The organism is Pseudomonas brassicacearum, assembly GCF_003732225.1.
Lineage (GTDB): Bacteria > Pseudomonadota > Gammaproteobacteria > Pseudomonadales > Pseudomonadaceae > Aquipseudomonas > Aquipseudomonas brassicacearum_E.
The window spans coordinates 1-25,202 of record NZ_MOBJ01000025.1; the positions used below are offsets into that span (position 1 = coordinate 1).

The 25,202-nt window shown below is 59.4% G+C and carries 24 protein-coding genes; 21 read left to right on the plus strand and 3 right to left on the minus strand.

Annotation, left to right across the window (positions count from 1 at the left end; genetic code table 11):
- The coding region (locus BK659_RS27860; RefSeq protein ID WP_221178171.1) for a hypothetical protein at nucleotides 1-292 on the plus strand (292 nt) is incomplete at its 5' end.
- On the opposite strand, the gene BK659_RS24325 is transcribed toward BK659_RS27860, so the two are convergent.
- Nucleotides 270-1,490 (minus strand): CaiB/BaiF CoA transferase family protein, encoded by a 1,221-nt coding sequence (locus BK659_RS24325; RefSeq protein ID WP_123427831.1) that lies wholly within the window; start codon nucleotides 1,488-1,490, stop codon nucleotides 270-272. The genes BK659_RS27860 and BK659_RS24325 overlap by 23 nt on opposite strands.
- A gap of 13 nt (nucleotides 1,491-1,503) precedes the next feature.
- Entirely contained in the window at nucleotides 1,504-2,685 is a 1,182-nt protein-coding gene (locus tag BK659_RS24330) for an acyl-CoA dehydrogenase (protein WP_123427834.1), read from the minus strand.
- A gap of 157 nt (nucleotides 2,686-2,842) precedes the next feature.
- Here BK659_RS24330 and BK659_RS24335 point away from each other — a divergent pair, with 157 nt between their 5' ends.
- The 20 genes from BK659_RS24335 to BK659_RS24430 all read left to right on the plus strand — a co-directional run bounded on the left by BK659_RS24335 (nucleotide 2,843) and on the right by BK659_RS24430 (nucleotide 23,696).
- The gene (locus BK659_RS24335) at nucleotides 2,843-3,763 is read left to right on the plus strand and encodes a LysR family transcriptional regulator (protein ID WP_123427836.1); all 921 of its coding nucleotides are present in this window, start codon (nucleotides 2,843-2,845) and stop codon (nucleotides 3,761-3,763) included.
- 430 nt (nucleotides 3,764-4,193) lie between these two features.
- Complete coding sequence (locus BK659_RS24340) at nucleotides 4,194-5,315, plus strand: Re/Si-specific NAD(P)(+) transhydrogenase subunit alpha (protein ID WP_123427838.1); 1,122 nt, start codon at nucleotides 4,194-4,196, stop codon at nucleotides 5,313-5,315.
- Between the two features lie 15 nt (nucleotides 5,316-5,330).
- A complete protein-coding gene (locus tag BK659_RS24345; protein ID WP_003187010.1) occupies nucleotides 5,331-5,654 on the plus strand; it encodes an NAD(P) transhydrogenase subunit alpha part 2 in 324 nt (107 codons plus the stop codon).
- Nucleotides 5,654-7,090, plus strand: coding sequence for an NAD(P)(+) transhydrogenase (Re/Si-specific) subunit beta (locus BK659_RS24350; protein WP_123427840.1), 1,437 nt, complete (start codon nucleotides 5,654-5,656; stop codon nucleotides 7,088-7,090). Before BK659_RS24345 ends, BK659_RS24350 begins: the two co-directional genes overlap by 1 nt.
- A 180-nt stretch (nucleotides 7,091-7,270) precedes the next feature.
- A complete protein-coding gene (locus tag BK659_RS24355) occupies nucleotides 7,271-8,764 on the plus strand; it encodes an acetyl-CoA hydrolase/transferase family protein (protein ID WP_123427841.1) in 1,494 nt (497 codons plus the stop codon).
- 319 nt (nucleotides 8,765-9,083) lie between these two features.
- On the plus strand, nucleotides 9,084-9,299 hold the full coding sequence (locus BK659_RS24360; protein WP_054594973.1) for a DUF1127 domain-containing protein: 216 nt from the start codon (nucleotides 9,084-9,086) through the stop codon (nucleotides 9,297-9,299).
- A 270-nt stretch (nucleotides 9,300-9,569) separates the two neighbouring features.
- A complete protein-coding gene (locus tag BK659_RS24365; RefSeq protein WP_123427843.1) occupies nucleotides 9,570-9,779 on the plus strand; it encodes a DUF1127 domain-containing protein in 210 nt (69 codons plus the stop codon).
- Between the two features lie 180 nt (nucleotides 9,780-9,959).
- A complete protein-coding gene (locus BK659_RS24370; RefSeq protein WP_123427845.1) occupies nucleotides 9,960-10,277 on the plus strand; it encodes a DUF2388 domain-containing protein in 318 nt (105 codons plus the stop codon).
- 106 nt (nucleotides 10,278-10,383) lie between these two features.
- Complete coding sequence (locus tag BK659_RS24375) at nucleotides 10,384-10,692, plus strand: DUF2388 domain-containing protein (RefSeq protein WP_123427847.1); 309 nt, start codon at nucleotides 10,384-10,386, stop codon at nucleotides 10,690-10,692.
- A 26-nt stretch (nucleotides 10,693-10,718) separates the two neighbouring features.
- On the plus strand, nucleotides 10,719-11,039 hold the full coding sequence (locus BK659_RS24380; protein ID WP_019694505.1) for a DUF2388 domain-containing protein: 321 nt from the start codon (nucleotides 10,719-10,721) through the stop codon (nucleotides 11,037-11,039).
- Nucleotides 11,036-12,997 (plus strand): DUF7844 domain-containing protein, encoded by a 1,962-nt coding sequence (locus BK659_RS24385; protein ID WP_123427849.1) that lies wholly within the window; start codon nucleotides 11,036-11,038, stop codon nucleotides 12,995-12,997. Before BK659_RS24380 ends, BK659_RS24385 begins: the two co-directional genes overlap by 4 nt.
- A gap of 358 nt (nucleotides 12,998-13,355) precedes the next feature.
- Nucleotides 13,356-14,663, plus strand: a complete 1,308-nt coding sequence (locus tag BK659_RS24390) for a CitMHS family transporter (protein WP_123427852.1) — start codon at nucleotides 13,356-13,358, stop codon at nucleotides 14,661-14,663.
- Between the two features lie 70 nt (nucleotides 14,664-14,733).
- Entirely contained in the window at nucleotides 14,734-15,501 is a 768-nt protein-coding gene (locus tag BK659_RS24395) for a TerC family protein (protein ID WP_123427854.1), read from the plus strand.
- A gap of 210 nt (nucleotides 15,502-15,711) precedes the next feature.
- A complete protein-coding gene (locus BK659_RS24400; RefSeq protein WP_123427856.1) occupies nucleotides 15,712-17,370 on the plus strand; it encodes a Na/Pi cotransporter family protein in 1,659 nt (552 codons plus the stop codon).
- A 79-nt stretch (nucleotides 17,371-17,449) separates the two neighbouring features.
- Entirely contained in the window at nucleotides 17,450-18,820 is a 1,371-nt protein-coding gene (locus BK659_RS24405) for a M16 family metallopeptidase (protein WP_123427858.1), read from the plus strand.
- Nucleotides 18,821-19,059: 239 nt separating this feature from the next.
- Nucleotides 19,060-20,103, plus strand: coding sequence for a DUF5924 family protein (locus tag BK659_RS24410; protein ID WP_123427860.1), 1,044 nt, complete (start codon nucleotides 19,060-19,062; stop codon nucleotides 20,101-20,103).
- Nucleotides 20,104-20,157: 54 nt separating this feature from the next.
- Nucleotides 20,158-21,306 carry an ABC transporter permease gene (locus tag BK659_RS24415; RefSeq protein ID WP_123427862.1) on the plus strand — a complete coding sequence of 383 codons (1,149 nt, stop codon included), beginning with the start codon at nucleotides 20,158-20,160 and terminating at the stop codon, nucleotides 21,304-21,306.
- A complete protein-coding gene (locus BK659_RS24420; protein WP_123427864.1) occupies nucleotides 21,303-22,106 on the plus strand; it encodes an ABC transporter ATP-binding protein in 804 nt (267 codons plus the stop codon). The genes BK659_RS24415 and BK659_RS24420 overlap by 4 nt, the downstream gene beginning before the upstream one ends.
- Nucleotide 22,107: 1 nt before the next feature.
- Complete coding sequence (locus BK659_RS24425) at nucleotides 22,108-23,046, plus strand: MlaD family protein (RefSeq protein ID WP_123427866.1); 939 nt, start codon at nucleotides 22,108-22,110, stop codon at nucleotides 23,044-23,046.
- On the plus strand, nucleotides 23,043-23,696 hold the full coding sequence (locus BK659_RS24430) for an ABC-type transport auxiliary lipoprotein family protein (RefSeq protein ID WP_123427868.1): 654 nt from the start codon (nucleotides 23,043-23,045) through the stop codon (nucleotides 23,694-23,696). Before BK659_RS24425 ends, BK659_RS24430 begins: the two co-directional genes overlap by 4 nt.
- A 154-nt stretch (nucleotides 23,697-23,850) precedes the next feature.
- Here BK659_RS24430 and BK659_RS24435 read toward each other — a convergent pair whose 3' ends face one another.
- Nucleotides 23,851-25,080: a nucleoside recognition domain-containing protein gene (locus BK659_RS24435; protein WP_123427870.1), complete on the minus strand. Its 1,230-nt coding sequence runs from the start codon at nucleotides 25,078-25,080 to the stop codon at nucleotides 23,851-23,853.
- Between the last annotated feature and the right edge of the window lie 122 nt (nucleotides 25,081-25,202).

The window sequence follows — 25,202 nt, forward strand, 5'->3', positions numbered from 1 at the left end:
GTCAACAAGGCGAAAACACACTGCCTTATCAACTCCTTCGGGCCTCGATGAACTGAAGCGTAACCGCTGTCGAAAACCGCGTAACTCTTTGTTTACCAAGGAGTTTTCCGTTTCGACTGCGCCGGAAGTGGGGCGAATTATAGACTTCCAGAATCTGCCGTCAACACTTAATTTGGCTTTTCTATCAATGAGTTGCAGAAAGCCGAAAAAACAGCATTTTCCCCTCTATATAGAGAAGGGAAAACACGGCTTCTATATAGAAGGAACCTTCAGAGCACTCCAGCTTCTTTGAAAGCAGCAACGGCGGCAGCCTCAAGACCCAGCACTCGCTGTAGAACCTCGAGCGTGTGCTCACCCAATAGAGGAGGGGCGCTACGGTACTCCACCGGCGTCTCGGATAGGCGAATGGGACTGGCAACCTGCGGCACCAACCCGGCCAGCGCATGAGGAAGCTCGATTGCCAAACCGCGCGCCTTAACCTGTGGATCGGCAAATACCTGCGACAGATCGTTGATCGGTCCGCACGGCACACCCGCTTGCTCCAACTGCACCACCCACTCGGCAGTAGTCTTGAAGACCGTAGCCTGACGAATCAGCGGAATCAGCACCGCACGATTCGCAACACGAAGCTTGTTCGTCGCAAACCGAGGATCATCCGCCCACTGCGGCTGACCAGCCACTTCGGCGAACTTGCGGAACTGCCCGTCATTCCCCACCGTAAGAATGAAATCACCATCCGCTGTCGGGAAGTCCTGATAGGGAACAATGTTCGGGTGAGCATTGCCCAAGCGCTTGGGAGCAATGCCGGTAGTCAGGTAATTCATCGCCTGGTTAGCAAGGCACGCCACCTGAACGTCCAACAACGCCATGTCGATGTGTTGACCACCACCTTCATGCTCCCGATGCGCCAACGCCGCCAGGATCGCAACCGTCGAGTAGAGCCCTGTCAGAATATCCGTCAGCGCCACGCCGACCTTCACCGGCCCGGCACCGTCATCACCTTCAGGGCGGCCGGTCAGACTCATCAAACCACCCAGCCCCTGGATCATGAAGTCATAGCCAGCACGCTTGGCATAAGGACCGGTCTGGCCGAAGCCGGTGATCGAGCAATAGATCAGATCCGGGTTGATCGCCTTGAGCGACTCGTAGTCCAGCCCATAGGCCGCCAGACCGCCGACCTTGAAGTTCTCGATCAGGATGTCGGACTTCGCCGCCAGCTCACGAACCAGACGCTGACCTTCGGCCTGAGTAAAGTCGATGGTCACCGACTGTTTGTTGCGATTGGCCGACAAGTAATAGGCGGCCTCGCTGGTGTTCTCACCATAAGCATCCTTAAGGAAGGGCGGCCCCCAGGCGCGAGTGTCATCGCCATTGCCCGGGCGCTCGACCTTTATAACCTCGGCGCCGAGATCCGCGAGGATCTGCCCGGCCCAAGGCCCGGCCAGTACCCGCGATAAATCCAGTACCCGTAAATGCGATAACGCACCCATGGCCGCTCTCCTATTAATAGAACGCCTGGAGACCGGTCTGCGCGCGACCCAGGATCAGCGCGTGAACGTCGTGAGTACCCTCGTAGGTGTTTACCACCTCAAGGTTGACCAGGTGACGCGCAACACCGAACTCGTCGGAGATGCCATTGCCACCCAACATATCGCGAGCCATACGGGCGATGTCCAACGACTTGCCGCAAGAGTTGCGCTTCATCATCGAGGTAATTTCGACGGCGGCCGTGCCTTCATCTTTCATGCGCCCCAGACGCAGGCAGCTTTGCAAGGCCAGAGTGATTTCAGTCTGCATGTCCGCCAGCTTCTTCTGGATCAACTGGGTGGCAGCCAAAGGCCGACCAAACTGCTGACGGTCCAGTGTGTATTGGCGAGCGGTATGCCAGCAGAACTCGGCCGCACCCAGAGCGCCCCAGGAGATGCCATAACGTGCAGAGTTAAGGCAAGTAAAAGGGCCTTTCAAACCGCGGACATCCGGGAAGATGTTCTCTTCGGGAACGAATACGTTGTCCATCACGATCTCGCCGGTGATGGAGGCGCGCAGACCGACCTTGCCGTGGATCGCCGGAGCGCTCAGGCCTTTCCAGCCTTTCTCCAGAACGAAGCCACGGATATCGCCGGCATCATCCTTGCCCCAAACCACGAATACGTCGGCGATCGGGCTGTTGGTGATCCACATCTTGCTGCCGGTCAGGCTGTAGCCGCCTTCCACTTTGCGTGCACGAGTGATCATCGAACCCGGATCGGAACCATGGTTCGGCTCGGTCAGACCGAAGCAACCGATCCACTCACCGGTAGCCAGCTTCGGCAGGTACTTCTGTTTCTGGGCTTCGGTACCAAACTCGTTGATCGGCACCATGACCAGCGAAGACTGCACGCTCATCATCGAGCGATAACCGGAGTCGACGCGCTCGACCTCACGGGCAATCAGGCCGTAGCTGACATAGTTCAGACCGCTGCCGCCGTACTGCTCAGGAATGGTCGCACCCAGGAGACCGATTTCGCCCATTTCACGGAAGATCGCCGGGTCGGTTTTCTCATGACGGAAAGCTTCCAGAACACGTGGCGCCAGTTTGTCCTGAGCAAACTGAGCAGCGGTGTCGCGCACCATGCGCTCTTCTTCGGTGAGCTGTTGATCCAGCAGCAGGGGATCGATCCAGTTGAAGCTAGCTTTACCGGCCATGAGAGAGTCCTCGCGAAGTAGGTCAAATATCGTGGAGTGATCCTAGGCGCCGCTTCCGTATTGGGCAAACGAGGATTTTGCATACTGTTGTGCTAATTTCTCACTCCGTAACAGCCTTAAACGGCATCTATGCAAACTATTAGTGAGGTTGCCGTACATGCGCAGGAAGATACCCAGCACTGCCGCGCTGATCAGTTTCGAAGCGGCAGCCCGCCACGAGAGCTTTACCAAGGCTGCTCAAGAACTATCGCTGACCCAAGGAGCGATATGCCGACAGATCGCCAGCCTGGAAGAGTTCCTCAGCGTTGAACTGTTCCGACGCTCGCGACGCGGAGTGAAACTGACCGAGGCGGGGCTTTCCTACAGCCGACGCGTCGCAACGCAACTGGATGCCGTTGAACGAGACACGCTGTCGGTGATGGGCCAGCAGGGCGCTAATGTCATCGAACTGGCGGTTGTGCCAACCTTCGGTACTCAATGGCTGTTGCCACGGCTCAAGGACTTCCAGCAGCAACACCCGGAAGTCACGGTCAACCTGACCAACCGCACGCGCCCCTTTCTGTTTGCCGACACCGACTTTGACGCCGCGATCTACTTTGGTGACGCCGATTGGTCCGGCACCGAATCCCACAGGCTGATGGGCGAGAATCCGATGCCGGTGTGCAGCCCGGCATTACTCGGGGATCGCACACAGCTGCCCGCCGAAGTGATTGCCGACCTGCCGCTACTGCAACAGACCACGCGCCCTTACGCCTGGCGCCAGTGGTTCGACTCACAGCACCTTAATGTCCCCCGCGACATGACAGGTCCGCGTTACGAGCTATTCTCCATGCTGGCTCAGGCAGCGATGCATGACATGGGTATCGCATTGATCCCACCGTTCCTGATTCAGCGTGAGTTGGCGGAGAAACGACTGGTGATTGCCAACCCTCAGGCCCTGTCGAGCATCAAGGCCTATTACCTGATGATTCCTGACCGAAAGGTCGAATCAGCCTCTTTACGCGCATTTCGCGATTGGCTGGTTAACCAGGCACATAGCTACAACCTAGAAGGGCAGGGCTTATACGCTATTAGCTGACCTCGTAGTCAGTAAAATCAAAGCACTACAGATATAACTTATTGTCGCATTTCAGCAGACTGTACCCTCAGGAGGCACAATCGTCCCACAAGCGCCTAACGGCGTGGCTTTGAGGTTCTGATTCAAAGCAATACTGCGTCATTCACAGCGCCGATGTGTAAATTCTCGAATTTCGGCAGAAATCCTTACAAGACACGGCCTACAAGGGATTGCAGTGGTCGCTTGCGACATTCGGTCACAGGGTGACTTGTAGTTAATTTTCCGTCACCCATCATAATCCCTTGAAGGCCACAAAGTTCGCCTGCAAAATGCCGCGCCCCGCCCGAAATACGGCGGGATCGTGCTGATCGGCCGCCCCAGCCGCACCCTCCGCAGTGCGCTGGCCTTCTAAGAAAGATCGAAAGCAATAAGATCAAGCAGGAGATTTGACGTGCACATTGGTGTTCCTCTCGAAACCCAGACCGGTGAAACGCGGGTTGCTGCAACCCCGGAAACCATCAAGAAGCTGATCGGCCAGGGTCATAAAGTCACTGTGCAAAGCGGCGCCGGCATTAATGCCAGCGTTGTCGACAGTGCTTATGAAGCGGCAGGCGCAATGATTGGCAGCGCCAACGATGCATTTGGCGCAGAGCTGATTCTCAAGGTCGTCGCACCCAGCGACAGTGAACTGACCCTGATCAAAAGCGGCACCGTGCTGGTTGGCATGCTCAACCCGTTCAGCAATGAAACCATTGCCAAACTGGCCGAGTGCGGCATTACCGCGTTCTCCCTGGAAGCGGCGCCGCGCACCTCCCGCGCGCAAAGCCTTGATGTGCTGTCCTCGCAAGCCAACATTGCCGGTTATAAAGCCGTGTTGTTGGCCGCCCATCACTATCCGCGCTTCATGCCGATGCTGATGACGGCTGCAGGCACCGTGAAGGCCGCTCGCGTGCTGATCCTCGGCGCCGGTGTGGCTGGCTTGCAGGCGATCGCCACCGCCAAGCGTCTGGGCGCGGTGATTGAAGCGTCCGACGTGCGTCCGGCCGTGAAGGAACAGATCGAATCCCTCGGCGCCAAGTTCGTCGACGTCCCGTACGAGACCGATGAAGAGCGTGAATGTGCCGTCGGTGTCGGCGGTTACGCACGCCCCATGCCGGCCAGCTGGATGCAACGTCAGGCCCTGGCCGTGCACGAGCGCGCCAAGCAAGCCGACATCGTCATCACCACCGCACTGATTCCCGGCCGCAAGGCACCGGTTTTGCTGAGCGCTGAAACCGTTGCGCAAATGAAACCAGGCTCGGTAGTCATCGACCTGGCCGCTGCGCAAGGCGGCAACTGCCCGCTGACCGTGGCCGACCAGGTGATCGTCGCTCATGGCGTGACTATTGCCGGCCCAACCAACCTGGCAGCGCAGGTTGGTGCAGACGCCTCGGCGCTGTACGCCCGCAACCTGCTGGACTTCCTGAAGCTGGTCTTCACACCCGAAGGCCAATTCCAGATCAACCTAGAAGACGACATCGTCGCCGCGTGCCTGATGTGCCGCGACGGCCAAGTCATCCGCAAAAACGCCTAAGCAGGGATTCAGACGATGGAAGAGCTTATCTCCCCCGGTATCTACAACCTGATCATCTTCGTGCTGGCGATTTATGTCGGTTATCACGTGGTCTGGAACGTTACACCCGCGCTGCACACGCCGCTGATGGCGGTCACCAACGCCATTTCGGCGATCGTGATCGTCGGCGCCATGCTGGCCGCTGCTTTGACCGTGACGCCGCTGGGCAAGACCATGGGCACCCTCGCTGTGGCTTTGGCTGCGGTCAACGTGTTCGGTGGCTTCCTGGTGACCCGCAGGATGCTTGAGATGTTCAAGAAAAAAGCCCCGAAAGCCGTAAAAGAAGAGGCGCCCAAGTAATGAGCATGAACCTCGTAACGACGCTCTACTTGATCGCGTCGATCTGCTTCATCCAGGCCCTCAAAGGCCTGTCGCACCCGACCTCGTCGCGGCGCGGCAATGTGTACGGCATGCTCGGCATGGCACTGGCCATCGTCACCACCGTCGGCCTGGTGTTCAAACTTGGCTCTGAGCTGGCCACCGCTGGTATCGGCTACGTGATCGTCGGCCTGCTGATCGGCGGCACCGCCGGTTCGATCATGGCCAAGCGCGTTGAAATGACCAAGATGCCGGAACTGGTCGCCTTCATGCACAGCATGATCGGTATGGCTGCCGTGTTCATCGCCATCGCCGCCGTGGTCGAGCCGCAGTCGCTGGGCATCGTTAAACAGCTGGGCGATTCGATCCCGGCCGGTAACCGCCTGGAGCTGTTCCTCGGCGCGGCCATCGGTGCCATTACCTTCTCCGGTTCGGTCATTGCGTTCGGCAAGCTGTCGGGCAAGTACAAGTTCCGCCTGTTCCAGGGCGCACCGGTACAGTTCGGCGGTCAGCACAAACTGAACCTGCTGTTGGGCCTGGCGACACTGGGTCTGGGCATCACCTTCATGTCGACCGGTAACCTCGGCGCCTTCGCCCTGATGCTGGCCCTGGCCTTCGTGCTCGGCGTGCTGATCATCATCCCGATCGGTGGCGCCGACATGCCGGTCGTGGTGTCGATGCTCAACAGCTACTCCGGCTGGGCAGCGGCGGGGATCGGCTTCTCGCTGAACAACTCGATGCTGATCATTGCAGGTTCTCTGGTCGGTTCGTCCGGTGCGATCCTCTCGTACATCATGTGCAAGGCGATGAACCGTTCGTTCTTCAACGTACTGCTCGGTGGCTTCGGCAACAACGCAGACGCGGCCGGGCCGGCAGGCTCGAAAGAGGCCCGCCCGGTGAAATCCGGCTCGGCCGATGACGCAACCTTCCTGCTGACCAACGCCGATACCGTGATCATCGTTCCAGGCTACGGTCTGGCAGTAGCACGGGCGCAGCACGCGCTTAAAGAGCTGACCGAGAAGCTGACCCACCGTGGCGTGACCGTGAAGTATGCGATCCACCCGGTAGCCGGTCGTATGCCTGGTCACATGAACGTGCTGTTGGCCGAGGCTGAAGTGCCTTACGACCAGGTGTTCGAGATGGAAGACATCAACTCCGAATTCGGCCAGGCCGACGTGGTGCTGGTGCTCGGCGCCAACGACGTGGTCAACCCGGCGGCGAAGAACGATCCGAAATCGCCAATCGCCGGCATGCCGATTCTCGAAGCCTTCAAGGCCAAGACCATCATCGTCAACAAGCGCTCGATGGCCAGCGGCTATGCCGGTCTGGACAACGAACTGTTCTACCTGGACAAAACCATGATGGTCTTCGGCGACGCCAAGAAGGTCATCGAAGACATGGTTAAAGCCGTCGAGTAAAGACTGCTCCAACGCAATACCCAAAACCCCGGCCTTTAGTAGGCTGGGGTTTTTTATTGCCTGCAGAAAACCGACCAAAGGCTCTAAATCAGGGGCCAGCATTCGACCATGGTCGCGGGGCGATTTTTTTTGAAATCACTAGACTGCGTATCTTGCTTCCGTTGCCCGAGATAACAATCCATGTACCGTGATCGTATCCGCTTGCCTTCGTTGTTGGATAAGGTAATGAGCGCCGCTGACGCTGCCGCTCTGATTCAGGACGGCATGACCGTCGGCATGAGCGGGTTCACCCGCGCCGGCGAAGCCAAAGCCGTGCCCCACGCACTGGCCGAACGCGCCAAGGTCACGCCGCTGAAGATCAGCCTGATGACCGGCGCCAGCCTGGGCAACGACCTCGACAAACAGCTGACCGAGGCCGGCGTGCTGGCCCGCCGTATGCCGTTTCAGGTCGACAGCACCCTGCGCAAGGCGATCAACGCCGGCGAAGTGATGTTCATCGATCAGCACCTGTCGGAAACCGTGGAGCAGCTGCGCAACCAGCAACTCAAGCTGCCGGACATCGCTGTGATCGAAGCGGTGGCGATCACCGAACAAGGCCACATCGTGCCAACCACCTCGGTCGGCAACTCGGCCAGCTTCGCGATTTTCGCCAAACAGGTGATCGTCGAGATCAACCTGGCGCACAACCCGAACCTGGAAGGTCTGCACGACATCTATATCCCGACCTACCGTCCGACCCGCACGCCGATTCCGCTGGTCAAGGTTGACGACCGCATCGGCAGCACCGCGATCCCGATACCGCCGGAAAAGATCGTCGCCATCGTCATCACTAATCAGTCCGACTCGCCGTCCACGGTGTTGCCGCCGGACAGCGACACTCAGGCCATCGCCGATCACCTGATCGACTTCTTCAAGCAGGAAGTGGAAGCAGGGCGCATGACCAACAAGCTCGGCCCGCTACAGGCCGGTATCGGCAGTATCGCCAACTCGGTGATGTGCGGCCTGATCGACTCGCCGTTCGAAGACCTGACCATGTACTCCGAAGTCCTGCAGGACTCGACCTTCGACCTGATCGATGCTGGAAAACTGAGCTTCGCCTCGGGCAGCTCGATCACCCTGTCGAGCCGTCGCAATGCTGATGTGTTCGGCAACCTGGATCGCTACAAGGACAAACTGGTGCTGCGCCCGCAGGAGATCTCCAACCACCCTGAAGTGGTTCGTCGCCTGGGCATCATCGGTATCAACACAGCGCTGGAGTTCGACCTGTACGGCAACGTCAATTCCACCCACGTCTGCGGTACCCGGATGATGAATGGCATCGGTGGTTCCGGCGACTTTGCCCGCAACGCGCACCTGGCGATCTTTGTCACCAAGTCGATTGCCAAGGGCGGGGCGATTTCCAGCGTGGTGCCGATGGTCAGCCACGTTGACCACACCGAGCATGACGTCGACATCCTCGTTACCGAGATCGGCCTTGCCGACTTGCGTGGCCTGGCGCCACGGGAGCGGGCGCGGGTAGTGATCGACAACTGCGTGCACCCGGACTACCGCGAAGCACTGAATGCCTACTTCGAGGCGGCCTGCGCCGTCGGCGGACACACCCCGCACATCCTGCGCGATGCCCTCAGCTGGCACATGAACCTGGAAGAAACCGGCAGAATGCTCGCCGTGTGATTGATACAGATGGCAGCTGACGCAAACACAATTCCGTCAGCTCGCCACTGCCAACCCAATATCCTTCAAAAACTGTACTGCTGTACCGGTCATTTCCTACCGTAATTGCCTACATATCCGAGTCAAACAACCAAAAACGCACCATTAAAGCGCAGACAGGTACAGTTGCCTCGTTTTCGAGCAGTACAGCACCTATTAACAGTTAACTGGTCCCTCACAATACAGGTGAACTGTATCTAGAGAGACTGGCCAAACGAGAGGATCATTGGCATCAGTTAAACCACTACCTAATCCCGCCATAAGCGGAAGGATGTCAACCATGGAACGTACACTCAGTTCCGAAATGTTCTTCGAAGACAACGCTGTAAAAACCCAGGCTTCCATGCCTCTTCGCGTTATCGCCAACCTGATGCTGTGGCAGCGCCGCATCTCCAGCCGCCACCAACTGGCTCGTCTGGATTCGCGTCTGCTGGCTGACGCAGGGATTAGCGAAGCACAACGCTACGAAGAGCTGAGCAAGCCGTTCTGGCGCTAAGTTAGCGTCGCTGGCCCTGACCCACCGGGTCCACCGCCAGCACCCCGAATTGCACACACAAAACCCGTCGTGGGAAACCACGACGGGTTTTGTCGTTTCAGGGCTGAAAAACAGCTGGTACAGAAGGGCAGTCGCATGACAGGTACAGTTTCAACAAATACTTAACTGAGCCAGTACAATTTAACACTGGTGTAACTGCTCTAGCGACGGCGAAGCGACCAACATGGTGTCCCAAGGCTGTTTAATCAGCCCCTCCGCGAGGAATACACCATGAATCGGTTACTTGATATTTCGCTCCCGCGTACTCGCCGGCCCTCTTTACTCACGCGTATGGCACAGTTGATCGCCGCTATCGGTCGAAGCATGGAAAGAGTGCGCAGCCGCAGTCAGCTGGCGCAACTTAATGAACAGCAGCTGTCTGACATAGGTATCAGCCACTCTGATCGACTGGTCGAACTGGACAAACCTTTTTGGCGCTAACGGTGTCTAGATGGGGTAACAGGGCTATTCGATCGGTTGAACTACGGCCTAATATCCGAAGACAACGTGGCGAGCCCTGCGCAGGGTACGTCTGATCTCTCAGACGTTACGCATCACGCAGTGGCTGCCCGACGTTATTCTTGGCGTCACTATTTATGGTTTATTCACAGGAGTTACCCCATGTCCCGTCTTCGTCTGCTCAGCGCTGCAGCACTGCTGGCCGTGGCTGCCAATTCGCATGCCTCCAGCTTCATTATCACCACTGACACTGTCGTCGGTGCACTCAAGGACAGCTCCGACGCCACAACCAACCTCTCGTCTTCGCTGCGGGACAAGAAGATCGTTCGCGCCGCCCGTGATGACGCTGCCAGTTTCGTGGCCAGCGAAGGCGCCATCCGTGGCGTCCGCCTGGAAAGTGCTCTCGACTACATCCACACGCAGGCGCCACAGTTGAAAGCCACTGACGCACAGCTGGCCCAAGCCATTCTGGCCATCTGATCGACGTCGGAAAACGGGGCTCTCACAATGGGCCCCGTTTCTTCAGCGCTGGCTCTGGCCCGGGCATTACGCTAGCCTTGAGGCTCGTTTCCAGCCGTCGAGTCTCATGCCTTTTCTTTCAAAACCATTTATCACATCCCTGTTTATCACTGCCTGCTGGATCAGCCCGGCCCATGCTCTGGACCTGACTACGCAGAACCTCGTCGTCACCACTTATGTGACAAGCAAGGTGACCTCCGCGCCCTTCGACCATAAACTGCTACTCGCTGCCCACGATGATGCGGCGGCGTTCATTGCCAGTGACGGTCAACTGCGAGGAGCGCAACTGGAGTCCGCGCTGGTTTACCTACGTCAGACCCAGCCAAAACTTCATGCCAGCGACCTTGAACTGGCACAGGCAATTCTCGTCCAATAGTTATCCCGTTCTTCCGGAGTCGTTCCATGCGTAGCCCGCTGATTGCTGCCACCCTTGGCCTGTTGCTGTTGGCCGACGTGGCCCAGGCACACACCCTGGAAGCCACCAGTAATATGATCATCCGTGCCTCCCGGCGCACACTCGATTTCACCTCCGACACCACCACCTCGATTCGTGACCTGAAAGTCGTGCGCGAAGCCCATGATGACGCGGCCAGTTTTGTCGCCAGCAATGGCGATATCCGTGGCGCACATCTGGAAGCTGCCTTCGACACCTTGCGCACCCGCGTGCCGGAAGCCCGCGACGCCAGTGATCAGGTACTCGCCGAAGCCATCCTCGCACTGTGAGAACGTTAGCAGCCTGGCTGTTGGCCGGGGCCGTATTGCTGCTGTGCAGCACGGCTCAGGCCAGCCTGCAATTACGCCTCAAGACCGACGGTCTGAGCCCGGCAGAACAACAGGCCAGCCAGGCACTGCTGGATGAAGCGATGCAAGCATTGCCGCCGCGTTTCATCGAGCAACTGGACCGCCGGATTGATGTTGGCTGGACCGACGAAATGCCCGGCAACGCCTACGGAGAGGCGTCTCTGGTATCTGAGGTGGACCTCAATCGCAACTTGCTGGCCGGCCTCACCGACGGCAGCGCCGCGACGAAAAAAACCAATCGCCCCCACGGCACCGTACGCCGGGAAATGCTCGCCACGGTGCTGCATGAACTCACGCATATTTATGACCGCGCGCGCTTGTGGACAAGTGCCGAGCGCTTGCTGATCCAGCGCTGTACGCGACAGAACAACAGCTCGGGCCTGATCGGCATTCCCGATCAATGCCGTGGCCAGATTGACCGTCGTTTCACCCTGAGCGATGACCCGCGCTTGCTGGACCTTGCCGGCTGGCCGCAATACGTCGGCCGACGCGGTGAACGCGAACAGCACAATCGACAAATCTCCCGCAGCCCGGACCTCTACGAGACGAGCAGCCCCAAGGAATTCGTCGCGGTCAACATGGAGTACTTCCTCCTCGACCCGAGTTACGCCTGCCGCCGCCCGGCGCTGTACCGTTATTACCAGGAGCACTTCGGCTGGGCTCCGCCGGCCAAAGACAAATGCGCCCAATCCTTCGCCTTCCTGAACGCCGGCAACGACTTCGCCAAACAACCGCTCGGCCAGGTCGATCCGGAGCGCGTCTACTCCATCGATTACCTGCTGGCCGAAGCCAACCAGAATCTGGTCAGCCGCTGGGGTCACAGCATGTTGCGGCTGGTGATCTGCGCACCCGGTCGCCCACGCGGGCCGGACTGTCGACTGGATCTGGAGTATTCCCTGGTGCTGTCCTACCGCGCCTTTGTCGGTGACGTACAACTGTCGAGCTGGGATGGTCTGGTCGGGAAGTACCCATCGCGACTCTTCGTGTTGCCGCTGTCGCAAGTCATCGACGAATACACCAAAACCGAACTGCGCAGCCTGGCCTCGGTGCCGCTCAATCTGTCACGCAACGAAATTGCAGAAGTGGTCGAACACGCCGCCGAGATGCACTGGAGCTACGACGGCAACTACTTCTTCCTGTCCAACAACTGTGCGGTCGAGAGCCTGAAGCTGCTGCGCAGTGGCAGTAATAATCCACAGCTGGTCGGCCTGGACAGCATCATGCCCAACGGCTTGCTGGAGCTACTCAAGGCCCGTGGACTGGCGGACACCAGTGTGCTCGACGATCCACGCGAGGCCTTGCGTCTGGGCTATCGCTTCGACTCGTTCCGCGATCGCTATCAAGCGATGTTCGAGGTGCTGAAAAAGCGCCTGCCGATCAAACAGGACAAGGTTGAAGACTGGATGGCGTTGACTGCCGCAGAACGTCGCCCGTGGTTTCAGCAGGCCGACCTGCGCACCAGCGCGGCTCTGCTGTTGCTGGAGCAAGCCAGTTTCCGTCAGCAATTGCTGCTGGCCCAAAATGAAGTGAAGCAACGTTACCTGGATGCCCGCGAGCTGAAAAACGGCGGCATGGACCAGGCCAATCAGACCTTGAAGCAGATTCTCGCCAACAGCGGTTTCCTCAGTCGTCCGGCAGAACTGCTCGACAGGGGCGGGTACGGCCTGCCACAGCCTAATGAATGGAAACGCCTGGAGTCGGAAAGTAGCTCTCGGCAAAAGAAATTGCAGGTGTTGACCGGCGATCTGGATAAAGAGGTCAGGGCGCTGCTTGAGCCAGGCCGAGCCGCCGAGATCGCGGCGAATGAGGCCAACATCAAACAGCTGGGCGAGCACCTGCGAGCCTTGCATAAGGCGGCCGGTGGGCTGGAGTTGCCTTAAGTCAAAAGATCGCAGCCTGCGGCAGCTCTTACGTCGATCACCCGCAGGCTGCGATCTTTTGACCTTACACATTTAGCCGCGTCCACCCACCTTGAACATCTCGTCCGGTGTTTACCCAGCGAAAGCTGGCTGAAAGGTTTGCCGATTAGGATCGCCCGCACTGCCGGCAACAGACCGGTTGGCCAAACGAATGTCGCAACGTTCGCCCGGCCCAATTAACAACAACAATGGTGATTCTGATGTCCGCTCGTACCCGCCTGTTTGCCCCGACTCCCCCCGTACGCCTCGTGCTTTCCGTTCTGCGCTAACCCCCATCCGGTTCGCCATTCCCTAGCCGCGCTACGCCTGGAGTATTCCCATGCTGACTTTCCTTGGCTTTGCCATGGTCATTACGTTCATGTACCTGATCATGACCAAGCGCCTTTCCGCGCTGATCGCTCTGATCATCGTTCCGATCCTGTTCGCCCTGTTCGGTGGCTTTGCCCCGAAGATCGGCCCGATGATGCTCGAAGGCATCACCAAGCTGGCCCCGACCGGGGTGATGCTGATGTTCGCCATCCTCTATTTCGCCTTGATGATCGACTCCGGCCTGTTTGACCCGGCCGTGCGCAAGATCCTCAAGCTGGTCAAGGGCGACCCGCTGAAGGTTTCCGTCGGCACCGCCGTGCTGGCCCTGGTGGTGTCCATGGACGGTGACGGCGCCACCACCTACATGATCTGCGTGGCCGCTATGCTGCCGCTGTACAGCCGCATCGGCATGAGCCCGCGGATCATGGCCGGCCTGATCATCCTCGCCGGTGGCGTGATGAACATGACCCCATGGGGCGGCCCGACCGCGCGTGCCGCCAGTGCGCTGCATGTCGACCCGTCGGACATCTTCGTGCCGATGATCCCGGCGATGCTCGCCGGTGTGGTGGCAATCCTGGCGATTGCCTACCTGTACGGTAAACGTGAGCGTGCGCGTCTGGGTGAATTGCACCTGGTGGGCGATGAAATCGACCACAGCGAAATCAGCGTTTCGCAGTTCCCGGATGCTCGCCGTCCGAAGCTGATCTGGTTCAACGGTGGCCTGACCCTTGCCCTGATGTGTGCATTGATCGCCGGCCTGCTGCCACTGCCGGTACTGTTCATGGTCGCGTTCAGTATCGCGATGATCGTTAACTACCCATGCCTGCAACAGCAAAAAGACCGCGTGGCAGCCCACGCCGGTAGCGTGTTGTCGGTGGTCGGGCTGATTTTCGCCGCTGGTATCTTCACCGGTATCCTGACCGGCACCGGCATGGTCGATGCCATGTCGAAAAGTCTGCTGGCCGTGATCCCGGACTTCCTGGGCCCGTACCTGGCCGTGATCACCGCACTGGCGAGCATGCCGTTCACCTTTTTCATGTCCAACGATGCGTTTTATTACGGTGTATTGCCGGTTCTGGCCGAAGCCGCCAGCCACTACGGCATCACCGCCGTGGAGATGGCACGTGCCTCGATCGTTGGCCAACCCGTCCACTTGCTGAGCCCGCTGGTCCCGTCTACATACTTGCTGGTAGCACTGGCCGGGATCGAATTCGGTGACCACCAACGCTTTACCCTGAAGTGGGCAGTACTGGTCTGCATGTGCATACTCGTCGCTGCATTGCTGATGGGGATTTTCCCGCTGTTCAGCACCTTGTAACGGCATCAACTCACCGCGCCGCCAGCTAAATGCTGGCGTCGTGGTTTAACACTCGCTCAAAGGAATACACATGGAATGGCTGACCAACCCTGAAATCTGGGTTGCCTTCTTCACGCTGACCGCCCTGGAAATCGTTCTGGGCATCGACAACATCATCATGATCTCGATCCTCGTCAGCCGCATGCCCAAGCACATGCAGGCACGCACCCGGATCTTCGGTCTGGCGCTGGCCATGATCACGCGGATCCTCTTGCTGCTGTCGATCACCTGGGTCATGCGTCTGACCGCCGACTTGTTCGTGCTCTTCGGTCAGGGTATTTCCGGGCGAGACCTGATCCTGTTCTTCGGTGGTCTGTTCCTGCTGTGGAAAAGCTCCCAGGAGATGTTTCACGCACTGGAAGGTGAAGACGAGACTGACGATGGGCCAAGCGGCAAGGGCGGCAACTTCCTTTACACCATCATCCAGATCGCGATCATCGACATCGTGTTCTCTCTGGACTCGGTTATCACTGCGGTCGGCATGGTGTCCCATGTTCCGGTCATGGTGGCTGCGATCATCGTTGCGGTACTGGTGATGATGATGGCCTCGGGCAAGATCAGCGAGTTCATCGACAAGCACCCGTCGCTGAAAATGCTCGCACTGTCGTTCCTGCTGGTGGTGGGTACCGTACTGATCGCCGAAGCCTTCGGTGTGCATGTACCAAAAGGCTACGTCTACTTCGCCATGGCGTTCTCGCTGGCCGTGGAAGCGATCAACATCAAGATGCGCACCGCGATCGCGAAAAAGAAGAAACAACAGGAGCCCGTAAAACTGCGCAAGGACATCCCGGGTCAATAACCCGAATGCGCTGAAGAAGAAGGGGCTTACGAGCCCCTTTTTCACGTCTGCATGAAGCTGTCTCCATGACAGCTTTGTTTCAATCGACTCTTTAGCTATGCGATGCTGGCGCCCGGACCGTTAGCCAACTACAGCTTAAGTACAGAACGTAGAACGTAGCGGCACCGTCAACTTGCTCCATTGGGGCGCTATTCATTCAGGGGGCCCAGTATGCTGACCCTGCTCAATTTACTGTCTGCGATAGCCTTGCTGATTTGGGGCACGCACATCGTCCGAACCGGCATCCTGCGGGTCTACGGTTCGAACCTGCGCCATGTCATTGGCCAGAACATGTCCAAACGCTGGCTGGCCTTCATCGCCGGGATTCTCGTCACCGCCATGGTCCAGAGCAGCAACGCCACGGCGATGCTGGTGACCTCGTTTGTCGGCCAGGGTTTGATGGCACTGACGCCCGCCCTGGCGACCATGCTCGGCGCCGACGTCGGTACCGCTCTGATGGCGCGGGTCCTGACCCTCGATTTGTCATGGCTTTCGCCGCTGCTGATTTTCCTCGGGGTGATTTTCTTTCTCTCACGCAAACAGACGCGTGCGGGCCAGCTCGGCCGGGTCGGCATCGGCCTGGGGCTGATTATTCTCGCGCTGCAACTGATCGTCGAAGCGGCCGATCCGATCACCCACGCTCACGGCGTCAAAGTGTTGTTTGCCTCGCTGACGGGCGACATTCTGCTCGATGCCCTCGTCGGCGCGCTGTTCGCGATGATTTCCTACTCCAGCCTCGCTGCCGTCTTGCTCACCGCAACCCTCGCCGGTGCCGGAGTGATCAGCCTGCCAGTGGCCATCGGTCTGGTGATCGGCGCCAACATCGGCAGCGGTGTCCTGGCGTTTCTCAGCACCAGCATGCAGAACGCCGCCGGGCGTCAGGTGGCGTTGGGCAGCCTGCTGTACAAATTGATCGGTCTGTTGCTGATCATTCCAGTGCTCGGCCCGCTGGTGCACTGGATGGACAAACTCAATTACCGCCCACAAGGCCTGGTGATCGGCTTTCATCTGCTCTACAACACAGTGCGTTGTCTGCTGCTGTTGCCCAGCGTCGGCCCGATGGCCATGCTCTGTGCCTGGCTGTTGCCGGAGCCGCCGGAAATCAATGGTCAGGCCAAACCACGTCATCTGGACCCGACGGCCCTTGCCACGCCAAGCCTGGCCTTGGCCAACGCCGCCAGGGAAACCCTGCGCATGGGCGACCTGATCGACAACATGCTCGAAGCCATGCTCGATGTGTTGCGGGGCAAGCAAACCGCCGTCACTCAGGAAGTACGCCGCTTGAGCGATGACGTCGAAGCGCTGTGCAGCGCGATCAAACTCTATCTGGCGCAGATGCCCCGCGAAGACCTCAGCGAACAGGACAGCCGGCGCTGGGCGGAGATCATCGAACTGGCGATCAATCTGAAGCTCGCCTCTGATCTGATCGAACGCATGTTGCGCAAGGTCCAGCAACAGAAGACCTCGCAACGACGCTCGTTTTCCGAGGTTGGCCTGGAAGAACTGGCCGGGCTGCACCATCAGTTGATCGCCAACCTGCGTCTGGGGCTGTCGGTGTTCCTGAGTGCCGACAAGGAAAGCGCCCGACAACTGCTGCGTGAGAAACGTCGCTTCCGTGCACAGGAAAGACGCCTGGCCCACGCCCATGTCAGCCGCTTGCAACGTAAGATCATGCAAAGTATCGAAACCAGTTCGCTGCATCTGGAGCTGATTGCCGACATGCGACGCTTGAACTCGCTGTTCTGCGGCAGCGCCTATGTGGTCCTGGAAACCGCCGAAACCGGTGCATTGACCGCCGACGAAATGTCTGACATCACCCATTCACCCTGAACGTCTAGCGTCGAAGGGAGTCACTTAAAAGGCTGAAGGCAAACCTTTGTGCCTGCATTTACCCGCCAGGAAAGTTGTTATGCGTTGTCTGTTGTTCGCGTGTCTGCTGTTGGGTTCCACCTGCTCGTTTGCCCTGGATCGCTTTCAGGTCGAAGGTTACAGGCTGCCCAACGGCCTGCAATTACTGCTCAAGCCCGGCAGCGAACGCGGTCATGTGGCAATTCGTCTGGTGGTGGGTGTTGGCCTCGACGACTTCGCCTGCGCCGACAAAGAGCTGCCACACCTGCTTGAACATTTGCTGTTCAGCGGCATCGACGCCAGCGGCGAAGGCGGGCTCGAGGAGCGCATGCAGGCGCTGGGCGGCGAATGGAACGCCTACACCAGTAACGCCGACACCACATTCGTCATCGAAACCCCGGCAAACAATCAACGCAAAGTCCTCGATCTGTTGCTGGCGCTGCTGACCCAAACCCGAATCGACGACAACGCAATCAGCGCGGCCAAACAGGTGGTCGAACGCGAAGACGGCGGCCATTACTCCCACTTGCAGCGCTGGCTCGACCGCCAGGACCTGGGCCATACAGCAAGCAATCAGCTGGCGGTAGAACTGGGCCTGAAGTGCCCGGAACGCGCCCAGGTAGAACACCTGACCCGCGAACAACTGGAGAAGCTGCGCAAGGAGTGGTACGCACCGAACAACATGACGCTGATTATTGTTGGTGAGCTCGATCGCCTGCTGCCGGCGTATCTGGAGCGCACCTATGGCGAGCTCAAAGCCATCGATCCCACCGAACATTTGCCGCTGCCGGAAATCCAGCACCCGGCGCTCGACGAACGCAATCTGATCCACGGCTGGGTCGGTGGTGGCGCCAAACTGCACTGGTTGTTCCCGGAGCCGGCGCTCGACGATCAGTACGACGAAACATTCGACCTGCTCAAGGACTACCTCGACTGGGCGCTATACCGTCAGTTGCGTCTGGCACACGGGTTGTCCTACGGGCCTTGGGCAGAACGCGAGGTGTTCGGCGGCGTCGGTTTCCTCAGCCTGAACGCCGACCTGGAACGCGATGATCTGCCACAAGCGCGGCAGGTACTCGAGGATCTGAAAGCCGATCTGCTCAAGAACGGCCTCGACCCCGCTGGCTTCGAGCGCCTGAAACAGGCCGCCATCGCCCGACAGGCCTGGGCCGTGCAAGGCAACAGCGGGCTGGCCGACTATTACTGGAGTGCCATCGGTGACTATGAGGACGGACATTTCGACGACCCGGCCAAACGCCTGCAAGCGGTCACTCTGGACCAGGCCAACCAAGCCCTGCACAAACTGCTCGAAGAGCAGGGTTACATTCGGATCGAGAAGCCACTGCTCAGTTATGACGAAGTGCTGTGGTTGCTGGCCGGGGTGTTGGGGTTGATGGTGCTGATGGGCTGGCGTATTCGCCACAAAAAGTGAAAACGCCACAATCCCCGTAGCAGCTGCCGAAGGCGGCGTTCGGCTGCGCAGCAGTCGTGAATCCTGCCTTCACGGTTAACCTGAAAAAACGTGGTGTCTGATTTTACGGCCGCTTCGCAACCGAACGCAGGCTGCGCCAGCTGCTACGGGATTGCGCATCGCCTGATGCTTTCTCGCAACATCAGAGTGCCAGCGGTATCCTGTCGGGGTTTTTCCCTACGACCATTGCGAACTGCCGAATGCCTATCCTGACCCTTTACGTACAGCGCATCCTCGAACTGATGAAGCGCTATCCTGGGGTCATTGCGCTCGGTGGTTTCATCTCGGGGGTCGGCAGTTTCATTCTGGTCGACCGCCAACAAAGCCTGGCGACCTGGATTGCGATCGTCATGCTGGTCAGCTGGGTCTGGCTGATGCTGGAAAACAGCCTGACAGAGCTGTTCGCCAAAGTTTTCAAGCGCGAAATCCCACAGCCGCTGCTGCGCTACGCGACGCAGATGATCCATCAGGAAAGTCTGTTTTTCGTCCTGCCATTCTTTTTCATCACCACCACCTGGAACAGTGGGCAACTGGTGTTCACCGGACTGCTCGGGGCGGCGGCGCTGATTTCGATCACCGACCCGCTGTATTACAAATGGCTGGCCCCACGCCGTTGGCTGTTTCTGGCAATGCACACCCTGACCCTGTTCGCTGCACTGCTGACCGCATTGCCGATCATCCTGAACCTGACCACCGCGCAGAGCTTCAAATTGGCACTGGGCACCGCCATGCTGCTGTCCTTTCCGAGCCTGGCGTCGATCTTTCCGATTCGCACGATCCGCGGCGGTCTGAGCGTACTCGGCATCACCCTCGCCATCGGCTGCGCCGGCTGGTTGCTGCGCTCCTGGGTACCGCCGGCCACCCTGTGGATGACCGAAGTGGCGATCAGCACGCAACTGCAGGACCGTACGCCCGGCGACAGCCTCGGTGAAGTCACTGTCGCGCAACTGCGCAAGGACGGCCTCTACGCTTACACCGCGATCAACGCCCCGCGCGGGCTCGATGAGCGGATCTACCACGTCTGGAAATTCAACGGTGCAGAGGTCGACCGCATTGCGCTGGACATCCATGGCGGACGCAAGGAAGGTTACCGGGCCTGGAGCCACAAACAGAACTTCCCGGGTAATCCGGTCGGCGACTGGCAGGTCCAGGTACTCACCGAAGACGGTCAAATGATCGGCGTGCTGCGTTTCGACGTGACCGACTCGGGTCAAAACACAGTTGCGCCGAGCGAGGCAAAATAACCGGGATCGTGCTATTACGTAGCACTGCGGATCAGCCAAACAAGCTCGGAGATTATGACCAGCAGCATGATGGCCGGCAGTGCCCAACTCGATACTTCGAACACCCCAGCACAATTGCGGGTCACGGGGGACTGGACGCTCGCCCACTACGCCGACCTCAAGCGCCTGAGCGACTCCCTCAAAGGCCAGTACGACGACCGCACGCCCATCGACCTCAATGGTCTCGGCGCACTCGACACCGCCGGTGCCTCGCTGTTGGTCGAGCTGCTCGGTGCCGAGCGCCTCGGCAAGTCCGCCGAACACCCCGATTGCAGCCTGTCCGCAGCCGACCGCGCGCTGCTGCAAACGGTCTATTGCTCGCTGACCGACTTCTGCGTCCCCGTCAAAGAACCCGAAATCAGTGTCGGCATTCAGCTGCTGACGCGCATCGGGCGCGCGGTTGATGCGATCTGGCAGGACACCCTGCAACTGTTGGGGTTTGTCGGGCTGATTCTGGAAACCATCGCTCGCAGCCTGTTTCGCCCCAAGCGCTGGCGGATCACGCCAATGGTCGCGCACATCGAACAAACCGGCCTCGACGCCGCCCCCATCGTCGCCTTGCTGACTTTCATGGTGGGCGCGGTGGTGGCCTTCCTCGGTGCCACGGTGCTTGCCAGTTTTGGCGCGAGCATTTTTACCGTGGACCTGGTGGCGTTTTCCTTCCTGCGTGAATTTGGTGTGCTGCTGACCGCAATCCTGATGGCCGGGCGCACCGCCAGTGCCTTCACCGCACAAATCGGCTCGATGAAGGCCAACGAGGAAATCGACGCAATCCGCACGTTAGGCCTCGATCCGATGGAACTGTTGGTGGTGCCACGGGTGTTGGCATTGCTGGTGGCGCTGCCGATGTTGACGTTTCTGGCGATGCTCTCGGGGATTGTCGGAGGCGGGGTGGTCTGCGCGATATCGCTGGGCATCTCGCCGGCGATGTTCCTCTCTTTGCTGCAATCGGACATCGGCGTTCAACATTTTCTGGTCGGCATGGTCAAAGCACCAATCTTCGCTTTCCTGATCGCCGCTATCGGTTGCCTGGAAGGCTTCAAGGTCAGCGGCAGCGCGGAATCCGTCGGTGCCCACACCACCTCCAGCGTGGTGCAATCGATTTTCGTGGTGATTGTGCTCGACGCGGTGGCCGCGTTGTTCTTTATGGAGATGGGCTGGTGAGTCGTTTACCCCGTGAGCCTTGCGAGGCGGTGATCGAAGTCCGTGGGCTGTGCAATCGCTTCGGTCGCCAGAGCGTGCATGAAAACCTCGACCTGGATTTGTACAAGGGCGAGATTCTCGCCGTGGTCGGCGGTTCCGGCAGCGGCAAGTCGGTGTTGCTGCGCAGCATTGTCGGCCTGCGCCGGCCCAGTGAAGGCGTGGTGAAGGTATTTGGCAAGAACCTGCCGAGCCTGTCGGAGCATGAGCGCTCGATGGTGGAGCGACGCTTCGGCGTCCTGTTTCAGAAGGGCGCGCTGTTCTCTTCGCTGACCGTGACCGAAAACGTCGCCCTGCCACTGATCGAGCACGCCGGCCTGAGTCGCAACGATGCCGAACATCTGGCGGCGGTGAAACTGGCCCTGGCCGGTCTGCCGCTGTCGGCTGCGGACAAGTACCCGGCGTCGCTGTCCGGCGGCATGATCAAACGCGCGGCGCTGGCCCGCGCCCTGGCCCTGGACCCGGACATTCTGTTCCTCGATGAGCCGACCGCCGGCCTTGATCCAATCGGCGCTGCAGCGTTCGATCAACTGATCCTGACGCTGCGCGATGCATTGGGATTGAGCGTTTTCCTGGTTACCCACGACCTCGACACGCTGTACACCATCACTGATCGGGTGGCAGTGCTGGCGCAGAAAAAAGTGCTGGTGGCCGACACCATCGACACCGTGTCGGAAACCGACGACGCATGGATTCACCAATACTTCCATGGCCCACGCGGCCGCGCGGCGCTTTCAGCCGCTTCACAGCTCAACGAGGTATGACATGGAAACCCGAGCCCACCATGTATTGATCGGCCTGTTCACCGTATTGGTGGTGGCCGGTGCTTTACTGTTCGGTCTGTGGCTGGCCAAGTCCAGCGTCGACACCGCCTTCAAGGACTACGAGGTGGTTTTCAATGAGGCGGTCAGCGGCCTGTCCAAAGGCAGCGCGGTGCAGTACAGCGGGATCAAGGTCGGCGACGTGGTGAGTTTGCGCCTCGACCCCAAAGACCCGCGCCGGGTACTGGCACGCATTCGATTGGGCGGCGATACGCCGATCAAGGAAGACACTCAGGCAAAACTGGCGCTGACCGGCATCACCGGCACCTCGATCATCCAGCTCAGCGGCGGCACCCCGCAAAGCCCGGAGCTGGAAGGCAAGGACGGCAATCTGCCGGAGATCGTCGCCTCGCCATCCCCCATCTCGCGGTTGCTGAACAACAGCGATGACCTGATGAGCAGCGTCAACCTGTTGCTGCATAACGCCAACCAGATGTTGTCGCCGGAAAACGTCGATCGGTTGAGCGGCACCCTTGAGAATCTGCAGCAAACCACCGCAAGCGTTGCCGAACAGCGCGGGGATCTGCGCCAGGCGATGCAACAGCTGGCGTCGGTTGGCAAACAGGCGAGCGCCACCCTGGAGCAGACCTCTGCGCTGATGCGCAACGCCAACGGCATGCTCAACGATCAAGGTAAACAGATGTTCGGCAGTGCCGAGCAAGCCATGAAGTCGCTGGAGCAGAGCAGCGCGACCATCAACAGCTTGCTGACAGACAATCAGGATGCGCTGAATAACGGCATGCAGGGGCTCAACGGCCTGGCCCCGGCCATACGTGAGTTGCGCGACACCCTGAGTTCGTTACGCGCCATCTCTCGTCGCCTGGACTCCAACCCCAGCGGTTACTTGCTGGGTGGCGACAAGGATAAGGAGTTCACACCATGAAGCCTGTCTACCGCACCTTCGCCCATTGCTCGCTGTTGGCGAGTTTCGCGTTGACCGGTGCCTGCTCGATATTACCCAAGGCTGACCCGCTGGATGTTTATCGCCTGCCGTCCGTGCCGAGTGCTGCGTCGTCGACGCGTGCCAATCCTGTGCCTTGGTCTCTGCGTCTGGCCAAACCCCAGGCGAGTGACGTGCTCAATAGCGCCAAAATTGCGGTGATCCCTCAAGGCGATCTGATCAGCAGCTACAAGGCTTCGCGCTGGAGCGACCCGACGCCGATCCTGCTGCGCAATCGGCTGCTCACAGGCTTTGCACAGGACGGCCGCGTGCAGCTGCTGAGCACCGACGACAGCAATTTGCAGACGGACCTGGAGCTGGGTGGGAATCTGCAGGCGTTCCAGACGGAATACCAAGGCAACGCCGCGCAAGTGGTCATTAGCCTGGATGCGCTGCTGGTGCGTGGCAATGACCAGCGGATCCTCGCCAGCCGACGCTTCGAAGTGCGCCAGCCATTAAGCGATGTGAAGGTGCCCGCAGTGGTGGCCGGTTTCGGTCAGGCGAGTGACACGCTCACGGCGCAGGTGATTGCGTGGACGGTAGAGCAGGGGCAGAAGAACGTGTCCGGCAAAAGCGCCGCAAACTCCTTGTAGCAGCTGGCGCAGCCTGCGTTCGGCCGCGTAGCGGCCGTAAAATCCTTCAACGCGGTCCGTCAGTCAGATAAGACACGCCGGATTGCGACTGCTGCGCAGCCGAACGCAGGCTGCGCCAGCTGCTACGGGACCGAGGCGGCCTTACGAACCGAGCTTATCCAAAGAACCAGTAGCAAACCCCGATCGCCCCCAGCACCCCGGCGAGTTCCGCCAGCAGTGCGCAGCCTACGGCGTGACGCGCACGCTGAATGCTGACCGCCCCGAAGTACACCGCCAGCACATAGAAAGTGGTTTCGGTACTGCCCTGGATAGTCGCCGCCACCAGTGCCGGGAAGCTGTCGACACCCTGAGTCTTCATGGTTTCGATCAGCATCGCCCGCGCAGCGCTGCCGGAGAAAGGTTTGACCATCGCGGTCGGCAGGGCGTCGACGAAACGCGTGTCCCATCCAGCCCATTGCACCAGATGGCGAATCCCGTCCAGACCGAAGTCCAGCGCCCCGGACGCCCGCAATACGCCGACCGCACAGAGCATCGCTACCAGATACGGCAGCAGGTTCTTGGCGACGTCAAAGCCTTCTTTGGCGCCTTCGACGAACGCTTCGTAAACCTTGACCTTACGCAGCGCGCCAATCACCAGAAACAGCATGATCATCCCGAACATCGTCAGGTTGCCGAGGATCGATGACAGGCTCGCCAGCGCAGTGGCTGAGAGCGTCGCCAGCAGCGCCATGAACCCACCCAATATCAGCGCACCCGGAATCAGATAGGCCAGCACCACCGGGTCCCAGAGCCGCAGACGCTGCATGAACGACACTGACAACAGGCCGACCAGCGTCGAGCAACTGGTCGCCAACAGAATCGGCAGGAACACCAGCGTCGGATCCGGCGCACCTTGTTGGGCGCGGTACATGAAGATGGTCACCGGCAACAGGGTCAGCGACGAAGCATTCATGACCAGGAACAGAATCTGCGCGTTGCTCGCCACCGTCGTGCTGGGGTTGAGTTCCTGCAACGCTCGCATGGCCTTGAGGCCAATCGGTGTCGCTGCGTTGTCCAGGCCCAGGCCGTTGGCTGCGAAGTTGAGGGTGATCAGACCGATGGCTGGATGGCCCGGCGGCACTTCCGGCATCAAGCGCAAAAACAACGGGCCGAGCGCCTTGGCCAGCCAGTCGACGATCCCGGCCTTTTCGGCGATCCGCAGAAAACCCAGCCACAGGGTCAGGGTGCCGAACAGCAACACCATCACGTCGACCGACAGCTTGGCCATGGCGAAGATGCTTTCCACCATCGTCGCGAAGATCCCGGCGTTGCCGCCGATCAGCCACTGCGCGAGTGCCGAAACGGCCGCCACGATGAAAAAGCCAAGCCACAGGCCATTGAGCATCAGTCAAATCCCCCAGAAGATGTCGCGAATGATAGCGGGGTGGGGAGAAACGACAAACCCCGGATTTCTCCGTAATGCTGTTCACTTAAGCGGAGCAGCCTTACGGTCTACTGGAAAACGGG